Source organism: Pseudoclavibacter caeni, from assembly GCF_008831125.1.
Classification (GTDB): Bacteria; Actinomycetota; Actinomycetes; order Actinomycetales; family Microbacteriaceae; genus Pseudoclavibacter_A; species Pseudoclavibacter_A caeni.
In genome coordinates, this window is record NZ_WBKA01000002.1 from 116862 (window position 1) to 131989 (window position 15128).

13 protein-coding genes are annotated in these 15128 nt (G+C 72.7%); 6 read left to right on the plus strand and 7 right to left on the minus strand.

Going from position 1 to position 15128, the window contains the following annotated elements; genetic code table 11:
• The first annotated feature begins 35 nt into the window (after positions 1 to 35).
• The 6 genes from tkt to pgl are packed head-to-tail and all read left to right on the plus strand — an operon-like array spanning position 36 to position 8232.
• Positions 36 to 2156 carry a transketolase gene (gene tkt / locus F8O02_RS03115; protein ID WP_158035788.1) on the plus strand — a complete coding sequence of 707 codons (2121 nt, stop codon included), beginning with the start codon at positions 36 to 38 and terminating at the stop codon, positions 2154 to 2156.
• Complete coding sequence (tal, locus tag F8O02_RS03120) at positions 2153 to 3256, plus strand: transaldolase (protein WP_158035789.1); 1104 nt, start codon at positions 2153 to 2155, stop codon at positions 3254 to 3256. The genes tkt and tal overlap by 4 nt, the downstream gene beginning before the upstream one ends.
• A complete protein-coding gene (locus F8O02_RS03125) occupies positions 3253 to 4938 on the plus strand; it encodes a glucose-6-phosphate isomerase (protein WP_158035790.1) in 1686 nt (561 codons plus the stop codon). Before tal ends, F8O02_RS03125 begins: the two co-directional genes overlap by 4 nt.
• Before the next feature lie 6 nt (positions 4939 to 4944).
• Positions 4945 to 6495, plus strand: coding sequence for a glucose-6-phosphate dehydrogenase (gene zwf / locus F8O02_RS03130; protein ID WP_158035791.1), 1551 nt, complete (start codon positions 4945 to 4947; stop codon positions 6493 to 6495).
• An 8-nt stretch (positions 6496 to 6503) separates the two neighbouring features.
• Positions 6504 to 7469 carry a glucose-6-phosphate dehydrogenase assembly protein OpcA gene (locus F8O02_RS03135; RefSeq protein WP_179416307.1) on the plus strand — a complete coding sequence of 322 codons (966 nt, stop codon included), beginning with the start codon at positions 6504 to 6506 and terminating at the stop codon, positions 7467 to 7469.
• The gene (gene pgl, locus F8O02_RS03140) at positions 7462 to 8232 is read left to right on the plus strand and encodes a 6-phosphogluconolactonase (RefSeq protein ID WP_179416306.1); all 771 of its coding nucleotides are present in this window, start codon (positions 7462 to 7464) and stop codon (positions 8230 to 8232) included. The genes F8O02_RS03135 and pgl overlap by 8 nt, the downstream gene beginning before the upstream one ends.
• Before the next feature lie 192 nt (positions 8233 to 8424).
• Here pgl and F8O02_RS03145 read toward each other — a convergent pair whose 3' ends face one another.
• The 7 genes from F8O02_RS03145 to whiA form a co-directional block, all read right to left on the minus strand.
• Positions 8425 to 9654: a multidrug effflux MFS transporter gene (locus F8O02_RS03145; protein WP_158035794.1), complete on the minus strand. Its 1230-nt coding sequence runs from the start codon at positions 9652 to 9654 to the stop codon at positions 8425 to 8427.
• 7 nt (positions 9655 to 9661) lie between these two features.
• Positions 9662 to 9910 (minus strand): preprotein translocase subunit SecG, encoded by a 249-nt coding sequence (gene secG / locus F8O02_RS03150; protein ID WP_158035795.1) that lies wholly within the window; start codon positions 9908 to 9910, stop codon positions 9662 to 9664.
• 66 nt (positions 9911 to 9976) lie between these two features.
• Positions 9977 to 10828 carry a triose-phosphate isomerase gene (gene tpiA, locus F8O02_RS03155; protein ID WP_158035796.1) on the minus strand — a complete coding sequence of 284 codons (852 nt, stop codon included), beginning with the start codon at positions 10826 to 10828 and terminating at the stop codon, positions 9977 to 9979.
• Entirely contained in the window at positions 10828 to 12048 is a 1221-nt protein-coding gene (locus F8O02_RS03160; RefSeq protein ID WP_158035797.1) for a phosphoglycerate kinase, read from the minus strand. The genes tpiA and F8O02_RS03160 overlap by 1 nt, the downstream gene beginning before the upstream one ends.
• A gap of 3 nt (positions 12049 to 12051) precedes the next feature.
• Positions 12052 to 13062 (minus strand): type I glyceraldehyde-3-phosphate dehydrogenase, encoded by a 1011-nt coding sequence (gene gap, locus F8O02_RS03165; protein ID WP_158035798.1) that lies wholly within the window; start codon positions 13060 to 13062, stop codon positions 12052 to 12054.
• A 351-nt stretch (positions 13063 to 13413) separates the two neighbouring features.
• Positions 13414 to 14034, minus strand: a complete 621-nt coding sequence (locus tag F8O02_RS03170) for a superoxide dismutase (protein ID WP_158035799.1) — start codon at positions 14032 to 14034, stop codon at positions 13414 to 13416.
• Positions 14035 to 14165: 131 nt separating this feature from the next.
• Positions 14166 to 15128 (minus strand): DNA-binding protein WhiA, encoded by a 963-nt coding sequence (whiA, locus tag F8O02_RS03175; protein WP_158035800.1) that lies wholly within the window; start codon positions 15126 to 15128, stop codon positions 14166 to 14168.

Genomic DNA, 15128 nt, shown 5'->3' on the forward strand with positions numbered 1-15128 from the left:
GACGGCGCACCCCGCACGAACCGAGGAGATCCCGAGTGGCGTCACTGGAGTGGAACGAGTTGGATCAGCGTGCCGTGGACACCGCGAGGGTGCTCGCGGCGGACGCGGTCGAGAGGATCGGGTCCGGGCACCCGGGTACCGCGATGAGTCTCGCGCCCGTCGCCTACCTGCTGTACCAGCGTTACCTGCGTCACGACCCGACCGACCCGAACTGGATCGGCCGCGACCGGTTCATCCTCTCCCCCGGCCACACCTCGCTGACCCTGTACACGCAGCTGTTCTACTCGGGCTACGGGCTCGAGCTCGCCGATCTCGAGCAGCTGCGGGCGCCCGGCTCGCTCACGCCCGGGCACCCCGAGCACGGGCACACCCCGGGCGTGGAGATCACGACCGGCCCGCTCGGCCAGGGGCTCGCCAGCGCGGTCGGGTTCGCCTTCGCCCAGCGCTACGAGCGGCAGCTGCTCGATCCCGACACACCCGAGGGCGAGAGCCCCTTCGATCACACGATCTGGGTGATCGCCTCGGATGGCGACCTGCAGGAGGGCGTGACGAGCGAGGCGAGCTCGCTGGCCGGCAGCCAGGAGCTCGGCAACCTCGTGGTCATCTATGACGACAACCACATCTCGATCGAGGATGACACGAACATCGCCTTCAGCGAGGACGTGCTCGCCCGCTACGCCGCGTACGGGTGGCACACCCAGCGGGTCGACTGGACTGCCCAGGGCGCCTACCACGAGGATCTCGACGCGCTGGCCGACGCGATCGACCGGGCGCGAGCGGAGACCCGGCGGCCCTCGATCATCGCCCTGCGCACGATCATCGGCTGGCCGAGCCCAACCAAGCGCGACACCGGCGCAATCCACGGCGCGAAGCTCGGCGAGGAGGAGCTGCGGGCGCTGAAGACCGAGCTCGGCTTCGATCCGGATCGCTCCTTCGTCGTCGACGCCGACGTGCTCGCCCACGCCCGGAAGGTGCGCGACCGGGGCGTCGCCCTGCACGAGGCGTGGAACGAACGCTTCGCCGACTGGCAGCGGCGCGAGCCCGACCGGGCGGCCCTGCTCCAGCGGCTGCAGCAGGGACGCCTCCCCGCCGAGCTGCAGCAGGCGCTGCCCGTCTTCCCCGCCGGCGAGGCGCTGGCCACCCGGGCAGCGAGTGGACGCGTGATCAACGCGATCGCCCCGCTGCTGCCGGAGCTGTGGGGCGGCTCGGCCGACCTCGCCGGCTCGAACAACACCACGATCGAGGGTGCCGACTCGTTCGGGCCAGCCGACCGGGCCACCGCGAAGTGGCCGACCACCCCGGGTGGCCGAGTGCTCCACTTCGGCATCCGCGAGCATGCGATGGCGTCGATCCTCAACGGCATCGTCCTGCACGGCCCCACCCGCCCGTACGGCGGCACGTTCCTCATCTTCAGCGACTACCAGCGCCCCGCACTGCGCTTGGCCGCGCTGATGGGCGTGCCATCGCTGTTCGTGTGGACGCACGACTCCATCGGCCTCGGCGAGGACGGCCCGACCCACCAGCCGGTCGAGCAGCTGGCCACCCTCCGGGCGATCCCCGGCTTCACCGTGGTGCGCCCAGCCGACGCGAACGAGACGGCCTGGGCGTGGCTCGGGCTGCTCGGCCACCGCACCGGCCCCGCGGGTCTCGTGCTCACCCGGCAGAAGGTGCCCACGTTCGCCCGCGGCGAGGGCGCCGCCCATGACGGCAGGCTCGCCGCCGCGTCCGGCACGCTCAAGGGCGCCTACGTGCTCGCCGAGGCCGAGGGCGGAACCCCGCGGGTCATCCTGATCGGCACCGGCTCCGAGGTGCAGCTGGCGCTCGCCGCCCGCGACCGCCTGCAGGCCGAGGGCGTGCCCACCCGCGTCGTGTCGGCCCCGAGCCTCGAGTGGTTCGACGACCAGCCGGCCGACTACCGCGAGCAGGTGCTGCCCGCGGCCGTCCGCGCCCGGGTCTCCGTCGAGGCCGGCAGCGCGCTCAGCTGGCGCGGCATCGTCGGCGACGCCGGCCGCAGCGTGAGTCTCGAGCACTACGGCGCCAGCGCCGACGCGCAGACGCTGTTCACCCAGTTCGGCATCACCGCGGATGCGGTGGTCGCCGCCGCCCACGAGTCGCTCGCCGCGGTCGCGGCGGACGCGGATCGGAGGAACGCATGACCGCGCTTGGTGACCTCGCCCAGGCGGGGGTGAGCGTCTGGCTCGACGACCTCAGCCGCACCCGGCTGCGCACCGGCGGGCTGCGCCGGCTCGTCGACACCCGTGACGTCGTTGGCGTCACCACGAACCCCACGATCTTCGACCAGGCGATCTCGACCGGTGATGCGTATGCCGCGCAGCTCGACGAGCTCGCCCGGTCCGGTGCCGACGCGACCGCGGCCGTGCGCGCGCTGACCACCACCGATGTGGGGGAAGCATGCGACCAGCTGCGCGACGTGTTCGAGGCCACCGACGGCCGTGACGGCCGGGTCTCCATCGAGGTCGACCCGTTCCTCGCCCATGACGCGACCGCCACCCTCGCGCAGGCCCGCGAGCTGTGGGCCGAGATCGACCGGCCGAACCTCATGATCAAGATCCCGGCCACCGAGGAGGGGCTCGCCGCGATCGCCGACGCGACCGCGCTGGGCATCAGCGTCAACGTCACGCTCATCTTCGACGTCCCCCGGTACCGTCAGGTCGTCGACGCCTGGCTGACCGGGCTGCAGCGGGCGCAGGCCGCCGGCCGGCCGCTCACGGCGATCCAGTCGGTCGCATCCTTCTTCGTCTCGCGCGTCGACGTCGAGGTGAACCGTCGCCTCGAGCGGCTGGCCGTGCCCGACGACGCGGGGCTGCGCAACACCGCGGCGCTCGCGAACGCACGGGTCGCCTACCAGGCGTTCACCGACAGCCTCGCCACCGACCGGTGGCGGGCGCTCGCCGCGGCCGGCGCGCAGCCGCAGCGTCCGCTGTGGGCGTCGACCGGGGTGAAGGACCCGCTGCTGCCGGACACGACCTACGTGACCGGCCTGGTCGCCCCCGACACCGTCAACACGATGCCCGAGCGCACGCTCGAGGCCGTGTGGGAGCACGGGGAGGTCGGCGCCGAGCGGATCCCCGACCAGATGGACACCGCCCGCGCCACCCTGGACCGGCTCGCGACCGCGGGCATCGACTTCACCGACGTCGCGCTCGTGCTCGAGCGTGAGGGCGTCACCAAGTTCACCGACGCGTGGCGGCATCTGCTCGACACCGTCACCCAGGCTCTGGAGGCACGCGCATGACCGACACCACCGCATCGACCCCGTTCGAGGTCCACGTCCCCGAACCCGTGGCCCGGGCCACGGCCGCCGCGCTCGACCGGCTCGTCGCCGACCGCGTCGCCAGCCGCCTCGACGCCGGCGACCCCACTGTCTGGGGCCCGGAGGCCGAGGCCGAGGCGTCGATCCGACTCGGCTGGGTGCACGCCGACCGGGTCTCGGCCCCGCTCGTCGACGAGATCCTCGCCTTGCGCGACGAGCTGCGCGGCCAGGGCGTCGACCGGGTCGTGCTCGCCGGCATGGGCGGCTCGTCGCTCGCCCCCGAGGTGATCACGATCGCGGCCGGGGTGCCCCTGCACGTGCTCGACACGACCGACCCGCAGCAGCTACGGCGGGTGCTCGACGCGGACATCGAGCGCACCGTGCTCGTCGTCTCGTCGAAGTCCGGCTCGACGCTCGAGACCGACTCGCAGCGGCGGGCGTACGAGGCCGCGTTCCGCGCCGCGGGCATCGACCCGGCCGGGCGGATCGTCATCGTCACCGACCCGGGCAGCCCGCTGGAGGCCTGGGGCCACGACCACGGCTGCCGCGTCTTCACCGCGGACCCGCATGTGGGCGGACGCTACTCGGCACTGACCGCCTTCGGGCTGGTGCCCTCCGGGCTCGCCGGCGCCGACATCCACGGGCTGCTCGCCGAGGCGGGCCGGGCGCTGCCCGGGCTGCTCGCTGACGACCCGGCCAACCCGGCGCTGCGGCTCGCGGCCGCGCTCGGCGGCCGGGCCCTCGCCACGGCGGACCGGGTCGACAAGTTCGCGGTCGCGTGCGCCGACGGCGGCCGGCTGGCCGACCTGCCGGCCTGGATCGAGCAGCTCGTCGCCGAGTCCACCGGCAAGCAGGGCGTCGGTGTGCTGCCGATCGCCGTCGCCGCCGGGGATCTCGAGGTCGCCGCACAGGGTCGGACCGCGGACGTGCAGCCGGTCGCCGTCGCCGACCGCACGGACGCCGCCGCACAGGCGGCGCTGCCGGACGCGGTGTGGGTGACCGGCCCGCTCGGCGCCCAGTTCGTCGGCTGGGAGGTCGCCACCGCGGCGATGGGGCTGCTGCTCGGCATCGACCCGTTCGACCAGCCGGACGTGGAGAGCGCGAAGGCCGCGGCTCGCACCCTGCTCGAGCACCCCGTCGAGGAGACCCCGGCGCTGCTGACGGACGGGACGCTCACCGTCTCCGCCCCCGGCGAGTTCGGCCCCGTGGCAGAGGCGGCGACGCTGGCCGACGCACTGGCAGCGCTGTTCGACCAGCTCGACGACACGCTCGGCTACGTCGCCGTGCAGGTGTACGCGGACCGCATCGGGCTGGGCGACCTCGTCTCCCGCCGGGACGCGCTGGCGCGGGCGCTGGGCCGACCGGTCACCTTCGGCTGGGGCCCCCGCTTCCTGCACTCGACCGGGCAGTACCACAAGGGTGGCCCCGCCGAGGGCGTGTTCCTGCAGCTGACCCGGGTGAGCGACGACCCGCTGGCGATCCCGGAGCGACCCTTCGGGTTCGCCCGGCTGATCCGCGCGCAGGCGACCGGCGACGCCCAGGTGCTCGCCGGCCACGACCTGCCTGTGCTGCGCATCGAGTCGACCGATGACGCGGGCCTCGCCCGGGCTCTGGACACCGCGGTGACCGCCGCGCGCTCCCGCCGCTCCGGGCCCCGGGACTGAACGACGATGGCCTCCCCCGCCCTCGACGTCACCGGTGACGCGTTCACCCCCCTGCGGCGCGCCGACGACCGGCGGCTGCTGCGGATCGCCGGCCCGGCCGCCCTGGTGATCTTCGGCGTCACCGGCGACCTGGCCCAGCGCAAGCTGCTGCCGGCCGTGTACGACCTGGCCAACCGCGGCCTGCTCTCCCCCGCGTTCAGCCTCGTCGGGTTCGGCCGCCGCGAGTGGAGCGCCGACCGGTTCGCCGCGTTCGTCGAGCAGGCCGTCCGCCGCGGGGCGCGCACCCCGTTCCGCCAGCAGGTCTGGGACCAGCTCGCGGCGGGCTTCCGGTTCGTCAGCGGGGCGTTCGACGACCCGGCCGCGTACCAGCAGCTGGACGCGACCCTGCGGGAGCTCACCCGCGTCCGCGGCACGCGCGGCAACGCCGCGTTCTACCTGTCGATCCCGCCCCGGCACTTCTCGGACGTGTGCGACCACCTGGCCCGGCAGGGGCTCGCCGGCCACGATGATCGCTCCTGGCGGCGGGTCGTGATCGAGAAGCCCTTCGGTCACGACCTGCGCAGCGCCCAGGCGCTCAACGCGGTCGTCGAGCGGGTGTTCGCCCCGGACGACATCTTCCGCATCGACCACTATCTGGGCAAGGAGACCGTCCAGAACATCCTCGCGTTCCGGTTCGCCAACGCGATCTTCGAGCCGCTGTGGAACGCGAACCACATCGACCACGTGCAGATCACGATGGCCGAGGACATCGGCATCGGCGGACGGGCCGGCTATTACGACGGCATCGGGGCGGCCCGAGACGTCATCCAGAACCACCTGCTGCAGCTGCTGGCGCTCACCGCGATGGAGGAGCCGACCTCGTTCTCGCCGCGGGCGCTGCGCAGCGAGAAGATCAAGGTGCTCGGCGCGCTCGGCCTGCCCGCCGACCTCGAGGCGCACACCGCCCGCGGTCAGTACCTGGGCGGCTGGCAGGGCGGCCGGCTCGTGCACGGCTACCTCGACGAGGAGGGCACGGCCCCGGACTCGACGACCGAGACGTACGCCGCGTTCCGGGTCGACGTGCACACCCGCCGCTGGGCCGGGGTGCCGTTCTACCTGCGGGCCGGCAAGCGGCTCGGCCGCCGGGTCACCGAGATCGCCCTGGTGTTCCGGGAGATCCCCCAGCAGCTGTTCACGCCGGGGCAGACCGCGGCGATGGGCCCCAACGCGCTGGTCATCCGCGTGCAGCCCGAGGAGGGGATCACGCTGCGCTTCGGGTCGAAGGTGCCGGACACGAACATGACCGTGCGCGACGTGAACATGGACTTCGTGTACGGCCACTCGTTCGCCGAGGCGAGCCCCGAGGCGTACGAGCGGCTGATCCTCGACATGCTGCTCGGGGATCCGCCGCTGTTCCCCCGGCACGAGGAGGTCGAGCTCGGCTGGCGGGTGCTCGACCCGATCGAGCGGCTCTGGGCCGAGCACGGCCGCCCCGAGGGGTACCGGCCCGGCACTTGGGGGCCGGCGAGCGCGGACACGATGCTTGCCCGCGACGGCAGGAGGTGGCGCAGGCCATGATCATCGACATGCCGGACACGGACACCGCGTCGGTGGGCCGCCGCCTCGTCGCGGAGCGCGAGGCCACCGGGTTCAGCGCGCTGGGCCGTGTGCTCACCCTCGTGGTGATCACGCGTCCGGAGGACGCCGAGCACGCGGTGGAGACCGCAGCGGCTGCCTCCCGGGAGCATCCGATGCGGGTGATCACGGTCATCATCCGCCCGGACGAGCCGGTCGACCGGCTCGACGCGCAGCTGCGGCTCGGCGCCGACGACGGTGCGAGCGAGGTGGTCGTGATGGCCGCCCTGGGCCGCGTGGGCGGGTCGATCGACACGCTCGTGATGGGGCTGCTGCTGCCCGATGTGCCGGTGGTGCTGTGGTTCACCGGGGATCTCGCGACGTCGCCGGAGTCCGAGGCGCTCGCCTCGCTCGGGTCGCTCGGCCGGATCGCCGCCCGGCGGGTGTCGGACGTGACGCATGCGGCGGACCCCGTCGCGGCGCTGCGGATCGCCGCCGAACGCTACCAGCCCGGGGACGCCGACCTGGCCTGGTCACAGATCAGCATCCTGCGGGCGCAGCTGGCGGCCACGCTCGACCAGCCGCCGTATCTGACGGTCACCGCCGCGCGGATGCGTGGGCGGGTCCGCAGCCCCGAGTTCCGGCTGCTCGCCGCCTGGCTCGTGCTCAGTCTGGGCGTGCCCGTGACGCTCGAGGCCGCCGACTCGCCCATATCGATCGCCGAGGTGGCGCTCACCCGCGCCGACGGGGACATCACACTGATCGGCGACCCTGCTGCCGGGGTCACCCGTCTGCGGCTGCCGGACCTGCCCGAGCAGCATCTGCCGCTCACGCAGCGCACGGCCGCGGAGTGTCTCTCCGAGGAGCTGCGCCGCCTCGACCAGGATCGCGTCTACGGCGACGTGCTGCGCCGCGGGCTGCCCCTGCTCGACGGCGGGCCACTGCGCGACGCCGATGAGGACGGCCGCCATGTATGACGCACAGCAGGCGGGTGACGGAACAGGAGACAGGGCAGACCAGGCGGGCGACGGACCGAGCCGGGACGCGTCCCCCGGGATCTGGCGGCATCTGGTCGCGCCCACGCCGGAGGCGGCCGTCGCCGCGGCGACCCGGGCGGTGCTGCTCGGCGTGCGCGACCGGCTCGCCGCCGGAGCCGACCGGGTCACGGTGGGGTTGACCGGGGGCGGCGCGGGGTCGGCGATCACCCGGGCGCTCGGCGATGTCGCGGACGCGCCCTGGGACCGCGTCGACCTGTGGTACGGCGACGAGCGCTGGGTGCGTGTGGACGACCCCGAGCGCAACGACGCCGTGGCGCGGGACGTCCTCCGACGGCATCCGGACGGCATCGGCCGCGCCCGCCTGCACCCGGCCCCACAGCCGGCCGCGGGTTCGAACGACCCCGACGTCGCGGCCCGAGCCCTCGCCGCGGATCTGCCCGACCGGTTCGACGTGCTCGTGCTGGGCGTCGGCCCGGACGGCCATGTGGCGTCGCTGTTCCCCGACCGTGCCTGGGCCGTCGACCCGGCCGCCGACGCCTTCGCGGTGCGCGACAGCCCGAAGCCTCCGCTGGTGCGGCTGACCGTGTCGATGGCGATGATCCGCCGCTCACGCCGGGTCGTACTCGTCGCCGTCGGCGCCGCGAAGGCGGCCGCGGTGCGGGGCGTGCTCGCCGGTGACCCCGCGCTGCCCGCCATGCACGCGACGGGGGTGGAGTCGACGCTGCTGGTCTCCACTGCCTGAGCATCCGCTGGGCATGGGCAAGACCGAGCATCAGCAGGATGTCGCGAGGTGGGGCATCCCAGACGTCGTGGCAAGGGCGGCGGTCAGTCGTCGCCATGCCGGGCCTCTGCGAAGTGTCACGGGGTGAGCGTCTGCCACAACGTCGCCGGACAAGGCCTCGCAGGTCGTCGCGGACGAGCGAGCGGCCGACGCTCAGCGCAGGCCGGCGATCGACCGCGATTCCGGGGCGCACACGAGTGCCGAGAGCGCGGCGAGCAGCGCGCACACCGCCATCGTCACCGCGACGGTCGTCAGAGAGACCGAGCCGGTGATCGTCACGATCGGTGAGACCAGGGCGGCCATCCCGTACTGCAGGGCGCCCATGACGGCGCTCGCCATGCCGGCGCCGCGGCCGTGCCGGGCGAGCCCCAAGGTCATGCTGTTGGCCATGATGAGCGGGAACGGCGCGCCGACCAGGCAGGCCAGCACGAGCAGCAGCCACAGCGGGGGCAGCGTCCCGCCCCAGGCGAGCACGACCACGAGCAGCGCCCCGGCCATGACGACGTCGATCAGCAGCCCGCCGATGAGCAGCCGCCACATCGCGACCCGGCGCACGAGCCGGGTGTTCAGAGATCCGGCGACGAGTGTGCACACCGCGAACACCGCCATGCACAGGGCGAACCGGGTGCTGTCGAGCCCGTAGAGCAGCTGCAGCACCACCGACGAGCTGGAGATCCAGGTGAACAGCACGCCGAAACCGAAGACCTGTGAGAGGGTGAAGCCCAGGAACGACCGGTCGCGCAGCACCGTGGCCGTCGACCGGGCGAGGGCCCGCATCCCGCCGACGAGTCGGCGCTCGCCCGGCAGCGACTCGCCCAGCACGAGGACGCTCGCCACGAGCATCAGCGCGGCGATGCCGGTCAGCACGAGCAGCACGCCACGCCAGCCGATCAGGCCGATGAGCAGCCCCCCGAGGACCGGAGCGAGGACCGGGGCGAGCCCGTTGACGATGCCGATGAACCCGAACAGCCGGGCCAGCTCGACGCCACCGCTCACATCTCGGGCGATGGCCCGGCCGATCACGACGCCGGCGCTGCCGGTGAACCCCTGCACGAACCGCCACACGGTCAGCCAGGTGATGTCGGGCGCCAGCGCCGCCAGCAGGCTCGCGACGGCGAACACGGCGCCGGCGGCGACGAGCGGGCCGCGCCGGCCGACGATGTCGGACAGCGGCCCCCAGACGAGCTGGCCGAGCCCCATGCCGACCATGAACAGCGACAGGGTCAGCTGCACGGCCCCGCTGGAGGCGTGCAGGTGCTCGGCCACCTGGGGGAAGCCGGGCAGGTACATGTCGGTCGCGAGCGGACCGACCATGCTCAGCAGCCCGAGCGTGCCGATGAGCGCCGGGCCGTACTTCGGCGCCGACGGATGCAGTGAGGCCACTGCGGGATCAGATCTGGTTGAAGCGCACGAGAAGGCCGATGCCCACGATGCTCAGGAACCAGATGGTCGAGACGACGATCGTGATGCGGTTCAGGTTGCGCTGGGCGACGCCCGACGCGTTGAAGCTGCTGGTGGTGCCGCCGCCGAACATGTCGCTCAGCCCGCCACCGCGCCCCTTGTGCAGCAGGATCAGCATCGTCAGCAGGATGCTGGTCAGCGCGAGGAGCACGTTGAGCGTGATGATGAGAGCAGTCACAGTGGCCTTCCGTTCGATGCCGCGGGAGGACGGACCTCGAGGCGGCGACAGTGCGAGTATACCGGGCTAGTCCCGCGCGGTCACGACATGGCTGCGGAACCGGGCGATGTCGGCGAAGCTGCGGGCGTCGAGGCTGGCCCCGCCGACGAGCGCGCCGTCGATGTCCGGCTCGGCGAGGAAGCCGGCGACGTTCCCGACCGCGACGGACCCGCCGTACAGGATGCGCGTCGCGTCCGCGAGCCGGTCGGCCCGGTCGGCGCCGAGCGGGCCGGCGAGTCGCTCGGCGATCGTCTCACGCAGCCGGCCGATCACCTGCTGCGCCTGACCGGGAGTCGCGGCGTGGCCGCTGCCGATCGCCCAGACCGGCTCGTAGGCGACAACGATCTCGGCCGCCTCGTCGCCGAGCCGGTCGGCGATGCCGTCGAGCACAGCCGCCAGCTGGGCCACAGGCACGGCTGCCGGCCCCTGCTGTTCGAGGTCCTCGGCCGTCTCACCGACGCAGATCACGGGGACGAGGCCGTGACGCAGCGCGGCCTGCGCCTTCGCGGCGACGACCGCGTCGTCCTCGTGGTGGTACGCGCGCCGCTCGGAGTGGCCGACGATGACGTAGTCACAGTCGAGGCGGGCGAGGAACGCCCCGGAGATCTCCCCGGTGTACGCGCCCTCGTCATGCGTCGACAGGTCCTGCGCCCCATAGCGGATGTGCAGGTGATCGGCCGCCACGAGTGACTGGACGCTGCGCAGATCGGTGAACGGCGGGAACACGGCGACCTCGACGTCGTCGAAGTCGTGGCCGGCGTCCTTGAGCGTCCACGCGACCTTCTGCACGAGCGCGATCGCGTGCAGGTGGTCGATGTTCATCTTCCAGTTGCCGGCGATGAGCGGCCGGCGACCGGCGACCCGGGTGGCGTGCGCCATCAGGCGGCCTCCCAGCCGAGCACGACGAGACCGGGCAAGGCCTTGCCCTCAAGCAGCTCGAGACTCGCTCCGCCGCCGGTGGAGACATGACCGAAGGCGTCGTCCGCATGGCCGAGCGAGCGGGCCGCGGCGGCCGAGTCGCCGCCCCCGATGACCGTGTAGCCGGGACAGTCGGCGAGCGCCTGGGCGACCGTCGCGGTGCCCTGGGCGAAGGCGGGGAACTCGAACACGCCCATGGGGCCGTTCCAGAACACGGTGCGGGAGTCGCGGATGACCTGCGCGTACTGGCGGGCCGTCTCCGGGCCGATGTCGAGGCCCATCACGTCGGCGCCGAGGTCGGTGGCGTCGATGCCGTCCACCGGGGCGAGACGTGACTCGGCGTCGGCGGCGAACCGGTCGGCGACGACGATGTCGACGGGCAGCTCCAGGTGCACGCCGAGCCGCTCGGCCTGGTCGAGGTAGCCGCGCACGGCCTCGATCTGGTCAGGCTCGACGAGGCTCTTCCCCACGGCGTCGCCGCGGGCGGCGAGGAACGTGTAGACCATGCCACCACCGATGAGCAGGTGCTCGACGCGGGGCAGGAGGTTGTCGATGACGGCGAGCTTGTCGGAGACCTTCGCGCCGCCGAGCACGACGGTGTACGGGGTCTCGGGCTCGTGGAGGAGGTGGGAGAGCGCGTCGAGCTCGCGGCCGATGAGCAGCCCCGCGGCGCTCGGCAGCAGGGTGGGCAGCTCGGTGACGCTCGCCTGACGGCGGTGGACGACGCCGAAGCCGTCGGAGACGAACGCGTCGCCGAAGGCGGCGAGCTCGCGGGCGAACGCGAGCCGCTCGGCCTCGTCCTTCGAGGTCTCTGCGGGGTTGAAGCGGAGGTTCTCGAGCAGCAGCACGCCGCCGACCGGCAGCTCGCCGACCTGTTGGCGGGCGGAGTCGCCGACGGTGTCGGTCGCGAACCGCACGGGCTCGCCGAGCAGCTCGGCCATCCGCGCGGCCACAGGCTCGAGCGAGAGCTCGGGGACGGCCTTCCCCTTGGGCCGGCCGAGGTGGGCGATCACGACGAGGCTCGCCCCGGCGTCCAGCAGCTGCCGCCAGGTGGGCAGCGAGGCGCGGATGCGGCCGTCGTCGGTGATCACGCCGTCCATGAGCGGCACGTTGAGGTCGGAGCGGACGATGACGCGGCGGCCGGCGAGGTCGCCCAGTGTGTCGATGGTGCGCAGCGTCATGGCTCAGCTCAGCTTCGAGGCGACGAGGTTCGCGAGATCGACGACCCGGTTGGAGTAGCCGTACTCGTTGTCGTACCAGCCGACGAGCTTCACCGTGGTGCCGATGACGCGCACGAGCGGCACGTCGAAGATCGTGGAGTAGGTGCTGCCGACGATGTCACTGGAGACGATCGGGGCCTCGCTGTACTGCAGGTAGCCCTTGAGGGTCGTCTCGGCGGCCTGCCGGTAGAGGGCGAGGATGTCGTCGACCGAGACCCGCTGCGAGGACTCGATGGTCACGTCGGTCAGCGACCCGTCGGGCACGGGCACGCGCACCGCGAACCCGTCGAGGCGACCCTTGAGCTCGGGGATCACCAGCCCGATCGCCTTGGCGGCGCCGGTGGTGGTGGGCACGATGTTGACCGCGGCGGCGCGGGCGCGGCGCAGATCCTTGTGTTTGTTGTCGACGAGGCGCTGGTCGCCGGTGTAGGCGTGCACGGTGGTCATCAGGCCGCGCTCGATGCCGAACTCGTCGAGGAAGGGCTTGACGAGCGGGGCGAGGCAGTTCGTGGTGCACGAGGCGTTCGAGATGACGTCGTGGCGCTCGGGATCGTACTGGCCGTCGTTGACGCCCATGACGAAGGTGCCGTCCTCGTGCTTGGCGGGGGCGGTGATGATCACCTTGCGGGCGCCCGCCTCGATGTGTGCGCGGGCCTTGTCCGCGTCGTTGAACTTGCCCGTGCTCTCGATGACGATGTCGACGCCCAGGTCGCCCCAGCCGAGCTCCCTCGGGTCACGCGCGCTGAGCGCGGTGATGCGGCGGCCGTCGATGACCAGGTGGCCTTCCTCGGCGCTGACCTCGTGATCCCAGATGCCTTGCACGGAGTCGTACTTGAGCAGGTGTGCCTGAGTCTCCAGGTCTCGCAGGTCGTTCGCGGCGACGATCTCGAAGTCAGTCTCCCCCCGATCGATGGCGGCGCGCAGGACCATTCTGCCGATGCGCCCGAATCCGTTGATCCCGACTCGAACTGTCACGAGTGCTCTCCTTCGTCATCCACGCGCTGCGTCGCGCGTCGTTCGCGGTGCGCCGCACACGGGGGACTCCTCGTCGCGTGCGGAGCTCGGTGCGTCCGAATGGCGGACGCGTGGTCATTCTACTGGAGGCGGCCGGACCGCGCGTGAACCGGGCTGGAACGGCGGGCCGGACCGTCGCCCCGCGGAGTCGGGACGACCGGAGGCGGGACGGTCTGGAGACGGGACGGACAGAAGGCGAGATGCCCCGCGTGCGCGCAGGCCCGGAGGTGCGAAGACCAGCGGGGACGAGACGACCCCCGGCTCCGCGGGGAGCTCGGGGGTCGTGCGGGGGGCTGATCCGGGTCAGCGGGCTCAGCGGGCGATGAGCCCCTGGGTGCCGGCCTTGGCCGCGGCGAAGCGCTCGGCGACGTTCTGCCAGTTGGCGATCGTCCAGATGGCCTTCACGTAGTCGGCCTTCACGTTGAGGTAGTCGAGGTAGTAGGCGTGCTCCCACATGTCGACGAGGAACACCGGCACGGTGGCGGCCGCGTGGTTCGACTGGTGATCGTGCAGCTGCTCGATGACGAGCCGCTGGCCGAGCGAGTCCCACGACAGCGCGGCCCAGCCGGAGCCCTGGATGCCGAGGGCGGCGGCGGCGAACTGTGCCTGGAACTTCTCGAACGAGCCGAAGAACTCGGTGATGGCGGCGGCGAGCTCGCCCTCGGGGCGCTGCTCGTCGGGGCCCAGGTTCGTCCAGAAGATGGTGTGGTTAACGTGGCCGGCCAGGTTGAAGGCCAGGTCCTTCTCGAGCTGGTTGATCGCGCCGAAGTCGTTCGCGTCACGAGCGGCGGCGAGCTTGTCGAGCGCGGCGTTGGCGCCCTTCACGTAGTTCGCATGGTGCTTGTCATGGTGCAGCTCCATGATCTTGCCGCTGATCGCGGGCTCGAGCGCCGAGTAGTCGTAGGGCAGGTCCGGCAGGGTGTACACAGGCATGACTTCTCCTCACAGTGGATGCGACGGCCGCGTCGACCGCCGTCGTCACCAGAGTGTAGTAGTGCCTCGCCTCATCCCCAGCGGCTCGCCGACGCTTGTCGCAACATGTTCTCCCAGCGCGAAACCCGGGTTCAGCGGGCGTTTTCCGGCACGTTCGCCCGCGTGTCGGGCACGCCCAGCTCCCGGGCGCGGCGATCCGCCATCGCGAGCAGGCGGCGGATGCGGCCAGCCACCGCGTCCTTGGTCAGCTGCGGGTCGGCGAGATGGCCGAGCTCGTCCAGGCTCGCCTGCCGGTAGGTCAGCCGGAGCCGCCCGGCCGCGCGCAGATGGTCCGGCACGTCGTCACCCAAGATCTCCAGCGCCCGCTCGACCCGGGCGCTCGCCGCGACGGCCGCCTGCGCCGAGCGGCGCAGGTTCGCGTCGTCGAAGTTCACCAGCCGGTTCACGTTCGCGCGCAGCTCGCGGCGGTGGCGCGCCTCCTGCCACTCGGCGAGCGTGTGCCGCGCGCCAAGCCGCTCGAGCATCCCCGCGACTGCCTCGGGCTCGCGCACGACGACCCGGTGGGCGCCGCGCACCTCGCGGGCCTTCGCGGCGACGCCGAGCCGGCGAGCCGTGCCGACGAGCGCCATCGCGGCCTCCCCGACCGGGCAGGCGACCTCGAGCGCACAGCTGCGGCCAGGATCCGACAGCGAGCCGGCGGCGAGGAACGCGCCGCGCCACACGGCCGCGGAGATCTCCGGCGACCCGTTGACCAGGGCACTCGGCAGCCCGCGGACGGGCCGGTTGCGGCTGTCGATCATGCCTGTCTGCCGGGCGAGGACCTCGCCGCCGCGGGGCACCCGCAGCACATGCTCGCCGGGGCGGCCGATGCTGTCGACCGGTTGGGCCGGGGCACCGTACAGCTCCACGAGACCGCGCCGCACCCGCTCGGCGAGATCGGGCGAGTCCACCGCGACCTCGACGACGATGCGCCCCGAGATGTGGTGCAGCCCGCCGGCGAAGCGCAGGATGGTGGCGAGCTCCGCGGCCCGCTGCCGTCCGGTCTGGTATCGGTGCCTCATGAGCTCCTGTTTCACTTGGGCTGTCAATGGCAC